This is a genomic window from Metabacillus rhizolycopersici, from assembly GCF_020075705.1.
This window is the reverse complement of record NZ_JAIQUM010000068.1, coordinates 21,574-28,332: the sequence shown is the minus strand read 5'-3', so window position 1 is coordinate 28,332 and position 6,759 is coordinate 21,574. Positions and strand designations below refer to the sequence as shown.

Genomic DNA, 6,759 nt, shown 5'->3' with positions numbered 1-6,759 from the left:
GTTGACGGTGGATTCGGAAGCATGACCATCTAATCCTAGGTAATGATAGAGATTTAAAATTAATACACTCTAGAGATGATGTTTAGTAAGAAAGGAGAAGACAATGATAAACGAAAAATATCAGAAGCTAGTGTCGATTCTCCGAGAAATGAACTCAGTCGTTGTGGCATTTTCTGGCGGGGTGGATAGTACATTCTTATTAAAAGTCGCTGTTGATACATTGGGCACTGACCGTGTATTAGCTGTGACCGCTGATTCTGAAACGTATCCATCCAGCGAGCTTTTAGAAGCAAAGAAATTAGCTAAAAAGATCGGGGCAAATCATCGTGTGATTGAAACGTCTGAATTGGCGATTCCAGGCTATACAGAGAACGATCGCAATCGTTGTTATTTTTGTAAAAGCAGTTTATTCGAGCATTTAATCCCCTTTATGGAAAAAGAAGGGTTTCAAAATGTCGTCTACGGCGTCATTGCTGATGACCTCAATGAATTTCGCCCTGGAATGAAAGCAGCCAAGGAGAGAGGCATACGTGGACCACTACAAGAAGCAAACCTCTTCAAGGATGAGATTCGTGAGCTTTCCCGTGAGTTCGACTTACCAACTTGGAATAAGCCTTCGTTCGCTTGTTTATCTTCACGGATAGCATATGGTGAGAAAATAACGATTGAAAAGCTAACAAAAGTAGAAAAAGCAGAAGCCTTTTTAAAGTCGCTGTCGATTCGCCAAGTACGGGTACGAACACATGAAGAAATCGCAAGGATTGAAGTCGAGCCAGACGATATGAAAATCGTTTTAGACCATCATGAATTGATTTCAAATGAGCTTGTAAGTTACGGCTATAAATATATTACGTTAGATTTAATCGGTTATAAGAGTGGTAGTATGAATAAAGTTCTTTCATAATAGAAAAAGGCTTTGGGAACTCTCAAAGCTTTTTCTATGTAGCGTAAACTTTTGATATTATATAATTAATTTTTTAAGGGATGGTGTAGTGTATTATGTCAAGAGAATTTGTCATGGGACTAGATCTAGGGACTACAAGTGTAAAGGCAGTTATTTTTAATTTAAATGGAAATGTCATTACAGAAACAGAAAAGATGATCTCATCTAATTATCCACAACAAGGCTGGGTAGAACAAGACCCGGTTGAAATCGAGCAATTTGCAGTACAAGCTGTTAGAGATGCGATGGAAGCAGCAAATGTAAAGAAAGAAGAATTAGTCACAATTAGTTTTTCATCTGCCATGCATTCACTTATCTGTATTGATGAGAATGGTGAGCCTTTATCACAAGCAATGATTTGGGCTGATGGAAGAAGCAGTGAGCAAGCAGAAAAACTAAAGGAAAATAATGGATTTGAGGTTTATTCAAAAACGGGGCTACCTAATCACCCAATGTCTCCATTATCTAAGTTACTATGGATGAAAGAGGTAGAATTTGAACCTTATCTTAAAGCAAAATATTTCTTATCAATTAAAGAATATGTTCTTCAAAAATGGTTTGATCAGCGAGTAATTGATTATTCAATGGCAGCTGCAACTGGATTATTTAATGCAAAAACATTCCAATGGGATGATGAAATTTTAACGCTTGCAGGTATTGAGAAAGAGCAGCTTTCTAAAATTGTTCCTCCTACAGAAGTGTTAACAGGGATTAAGCAAGAGGTTGCAGAAAAGATGGGAATTTCAAATGAAATGCCGATTGTGATTGGGTCAGCTGATGGACAATTAGCTAACTTAGGAATTGGTGCGATTCTTCCAGGTGAGGTTGCAATTACAGCTGGTACAAGTGGAGCCATTCGTCAATTTGCAAAAGGCTTCCGAATCAGTGAGAAACAAGAAACATTTAGCTACGCCTTTACTGAGGATTACTCAATCATTGGAGGGCCTACAAATAATGGTGGAATTGCATTACAATGGTTGAAGGAACTTTTGAACTATCAAGGAAGCCACGACGAATTTACTGCAGAAGCAACAGCTGTAGCACCTGGAGCAGAGGGATTACTATTCCATCCGTATATAAATGGTGAAAGAGCACCTTTATGGAATCAACAGGCAAGAGGGAATTTCTTTGGGATGTCGATTACACATAAAAAAGAACATTTCGTTCGTGCCGTTTTAGAAGGTATTACATTCAATCTTTACCAAATCGGACAAGCGCTTGAAAATTTAGCTGGCGAACCAGAAAAGCTCTTTGTAAATGGCGGATTGTCAAGATCATCATTATGGATTCAAATGTTAGCAGATGTTTTTGGAAAAGAAGTATACGTATCTGAAAGTCATCATAGTGCTGCATGGGCAGCTGCATGGGTTGGTTTAATCGGAATTGGAAGAGCTGATTCTTTTGAGGAAATTAAAAAGAATATCCCAATGGGAGAGCCAGTAAAACCAAATATGGAAGACCATAAAATTTATGCAGCAATCTATAAAAAGTATGAAATGCTATCACAGGATATTGCGAAGTATTTTTAATCCATTCTTAGGGAAGAGCTCGAAGCCAACATTCCCGATTAAGGTGAGTGAAAAACAATGATGGATGAAATTTTGGATAGAGTCCAAAAAGGGACTTTAAGCGTAGCTGAAGCAAAGGAAAAATTAGCAACGTATGAAAATTTAGGATTTGCGAAAGTGGATCATCATCGTAAGAAACGCCAAGGTTTTCCTGAAGTGGTTTATGGTGAGGGAAAAACGAAAGAACAAATCCTCTCAATTATAGAAGCAATAAGATCGAATGGGAATGATGTGTTAGTCACACGAATTTCAAAAGAAAAGGCAGAGCATGCTCTGACAGAATTTCCTGAGTTTCTTTACAATGAAACGGCGCAAATTTTATCTTGGAAGGATGAATCAAAAGTTGATGATTCATTCCAAGGATATATTGCGATTGTTTGCGCAGGTACATCTGATTTAAGAGTAGCGGAAGAAGCGGCTATTACTGCTGAAGCATTAGGGTGTAATGTTCGTCGCTTTTATGATGTAGGAGTTGCTGGGATTCATCGACTATTAGATAATATCGAGGAAATTCGGCAGGCTACTGTATCTGTAGTAGTCGCGGGAATGGAAGGTGCCCTACCTAGTGTTGTCGGCGGACTTGTTTCTCATCCAATCATTGCTGTTCCAACAAGTATTGGTTATGGTGCAAACTTTAACGGCTTGTCAGCATTATTGACGATGTTAAACTCATGTGCCTCTGGGATCAGTGTTGTTAATATCGATAATGGATTCGGTGGAGCATACAACGCTGCATTAATTAATAACATAGCAAAAGGGGCAAGAAAGCAATGAAGACACTATATTTCGATTGTTTTTCAGGCATCAGTGGGGATATGATCATCGGGGCTCTTATTGATGCTGGGGCAGATCCGAAAATGTTAGAAGAAGAATTAAAAAAACTAAATTTCACAGATGAATATACATTAAAATGGAATAAAATTGTGAAGAATGGAATTACAAGTACAAAATTCGATGTTGTGTTAACGCATGATGATCACGATCACGAACATCATCATGAACATGATCACCACCACGGTCACGATCACGAACATCACCATGAAGATGATCACCACCACGGTCACGATCACGAACATCACCATGAAGATGATCACCACCACGGTCACGATCACGAACATCATCATGAGCATGATCACCACCACGGTCACGATCACGAACATCATCATGAGCATGATCACCACCATGGTCACGATCACGATCACCGCTCTTATCGTGATATTGTAAATATGATTGAAAAATCCGCACTTGCAGATGATGTGAAGGAAACTTCATTGCGGATTTTTAGAAAAATCGGTGAAGCAGAAGGACATATTCATGGTTTACCTTTAGACAAGGTTCATTTCCATGAAGTAGGTGCCGTTGATTCCATCATTGATATTGTGGGAGCAGCTATTTTAATTCATCAGTTAGAAATTGAGAAAGTTACATCGTCTGCAATTCCTGTCGGGACGGGTAGCATTCATATTGATCATGGAATTTATCCAATTCCTGCACCTGCGACGCTTGAAATATTAAAGGGTGTACCAATCGAACAAAGCGATGTGAAATTTGAATTGACAACACCAACAGGAGCGGCAATTGTAGCAGTACTTGCAGAAGAGTTTTGCACTCTGCCTTCAATGGGTGTACAAGCTATTGGCTATGGAGCTGGAACAAAAACCTTTAAAGATCGTCCAAATGTGCTTCGTGTTGTCATTGGGGAGTAAGAGGAATTAATTAGGAAAGTAGAAATGATCGTATAAATCATTATGTTTCTAAGGTAGTTGGATCTCGGTTAGAAAGTGTGTCGTATAAGATTCGAAGCATTCGATGTAAACTTGCATTGGATGCTTCGAATTTTTTACTTAGGAGAAAGTGTTTGTCAAGGCCATGATGAAAATATCATGAGAGGCTTGTTTAATAGTAAATCTGGGAATAAAATGAATATGATCTAGCTAATTATTAGATAATACTGACCATTCCAAATGACTAAGTGAACGAATTCAATAAAAAAATGGTAGGATTGCATTCGAACCGAATGATTAGTATAGTATTTTACTAAGTAGCTATTAAGTATGCATAATCGTGCTACTATTCTTAATAATTGTGTTACGGATTATGGGGACATATAGGGACAAACATACACAAGATTTATCCCATTCAAAGCAGGCAGAAACACTTCTCCCTGAAGATTAAAAGAAACCAATCGAATTTGTGTCATCTGATAGTAAATAGATAAACTTTAAACAAGGAGTGTAGTAAATGTCAAAAAAATTTCTTGGACTTTTCGTAATTGTTACGATCATTTTTTCTATTGTGTTAGTAGGCTGTACACAATCAAAATCGGATCAATCTAATGAAAAAGGTGGAGAAACCGAAGAAAGCAAAAAGGATGAGCTTGTGCTATCTGTTGAAGGAGAGCCTGATACAGGGTTTGATCCAACAACTGGTTGGGGTCGTTACGGTTCACCGTTATTCCAAAGTACATTATTAAAAAGGGATAATGATCTTAATATTGTCAATGATATTGCAACAAGTTATGAAGTAAGTGAAGATGGTAAGGTTTGGACTGTTATTTTACGGGATAATGTTAAATTCTCAGATGGAGAACCATTAACTGTAGAAGATGTTAAATTTACATTTGAAACAGCTTTAAACAACGGATCTGTTGTTGATCTTAATGTATTGGAGAAAGTAGAAGCGATAGATAATTCCACTGTGAAATTTACACTAAAAGAAGCACAATCAACATTTATTAACTCTTTAGTTGTCACGGGGATTGTACCAAAACATGCATATGGAAAGGACTATGCAGAAAATCCGATTGGCTCAGGTCCATATCAATTAGCTCAGTGGGATAAGGGGCAACAGCTAATTGTAAAGGCTAACCCTGAATACTATGACAAAAAGCCTTATTTTCAAAAAATCACCTTTTTATTCTTAAGTGAGGATGCAACATTTGCTGCTGCTCAAGCAGGACAAGTTGATGTTGCGGCGATTCCTGCTTCATTAAGCAAACAGCAGGTAAATGGCATGAGATTAGAAGCAGTAAAAACAGTTGATAATCGTGGGATTGTGTTTCCATACGTAAAATCAGGTAATGTGACAGAGGCTGGATTGCCAATCGGTAATGATGTCACAGCTGATTCAGCCATTCGACATGCGATTAATATTGCCGTAGACAGAGAAGCTCTAATCGATGGAGTACTAGAAGGATATGGTTCGAAAGCTTATACTTCTGTTGATGGCTTACCTTGGTGGAATCCTGAGACCGTTTTTGAAGATGCAGATGTTGAAGGGGCTAGAAAGCTATTAGAAGATGCGGGCTGGAAGGATACAGATAGTGATGGAATTCTTGAAAAAGAATCATTGAAAGCAGAGTTCTCTTTATATTACCCAGCGGATGATGCAATCAGACAATCTCTTGCAATAGCTGTTGCGGATATGATCAAACCACTAGGCATTAATATAAAAATAGAGGGCGAAAGCTGGGATACGATTGAACAAAAAATGTATTCAAATGCTGTACTTTTAGGTTGGGGAAGTCATGATCCACATGAAATGTATAACGTATACAGTAGCAAATATGCTGGAGTAGAATACTATAATACCGGTTTTTATAAAAACGATAAGGTAGATGAATATTTTGCAAAGGCTCTAGCTACTACGAATACAAATGAAGCAATGGAGTTTTGGAAAAAAGCGCAATGGGATGGAACGACCGGTTTAAGTGCAAAAGGTGACGCTCCTTGGGCATGGTTAGTGAACATTGACCACTTGTACTTAGTGAAAGACGGACTTGATATTGGAAAACAAGGAATTCAGCCACACGGACACGGTTGGCCTGTGACAAACAATATTGAAGAATGGAAATGGGCTGAGTAAGGTAAAAGTAGAAATGAAGCTAGCAAGAATTGAATCGTTCTTTTGATAAAAAATGTAAAAATGGCAACTTTAAATAGTTGCCATTTTTTTATGTTATAGGAATTATAAAATTCTTGTACTGTGGATAAGCGCACGACAGCAAGCGTAAGCGCCTAGCCCCTTGAGGTCATAAAGTCAATCAGGAATAGAAGGTGAAAAACACCTTCTATTCCTGATCGTCTTATGCTTGCCTTAGGCTGAGCAAGGCGCTTGCACTTTTGTTAGTGCAATAATAGAGACTATTTTAACCTCGCGAATAATGGAAACCTAAGGCTAACTCTAGATTAGGTACTTTTTTCTCCTCTAATTGAATAGGTTGTACTATGGTAGCGATTTGGAATCGTC

The 6,759-nt window shown here is 38.1% G+C and carries 5 protein-coding genes; all 5 read left to right on the top strand.

Translation table 11 applies throughout. The features are described from left to right. Positions 1-103: 103 nt before the first annotated feature. A complete protein-coding gene (gene larE / locus K9V48_RS21735; RefSeq protein ID WP_224141234.1) occupies positions 104-904 on the top strand; it encodes an ATP-dependent sacrificial sulfur transferase LarE in 801 nt (266 codons plus the stop codon). A gap of 95 nt (positions 905-999) precedes the next feature. Continuing rightward, positions 1,000-2,472, top strand: a complete 1,473-nt coding sequence (locus K9V48_RS21730; RefSeq protein WP_224141233.1) for a gluconokinase — start codon at positions 1,000-1,002, stop codon at positions 2,470-2,472. A gap of 57 nt (positions 2,473-2,529) precedes the next feature. After that, the gene (gene larB, locus K9V48_RS21725; RefSeq protein WP_224141232.1) at positions 2,530-3,285 is read left to right on the top strand and encodes a nickel pincer cofactor biosynthesis protein LarB; all 756 of its coding nucleotides are present in this window, start codon (positions 2,530-2,532) and stop codon (positions 3,283-3,285) included. Next, entirely contained in the window at positions 3,282-4,217 is a 936-nt protein-coding gene (larC, locus tag K9V48_RS21720) for a nickel pincer cofactor biosynthesis protein LarC (RefSeq protein ID WP_224141231.1), read from the top strand. Before larB ends, larC begins: the two co-directional genes overlap by 4 nt. 535 nt (positions 4,218-4,752) lie before the next feature. Continuing rightward, positions 4,753-6,375, top strand: a complete 1,623-nt coding sequence (locus K9V48_RS21715; protein WP_224141230.1) for an ABC transporter substrate-binding protein — start codon at positions 4,753-4,755, stop codon at positions 6,373-6,375. Positions 6,376-6,759: the final 384 nt, after the last annotated feature.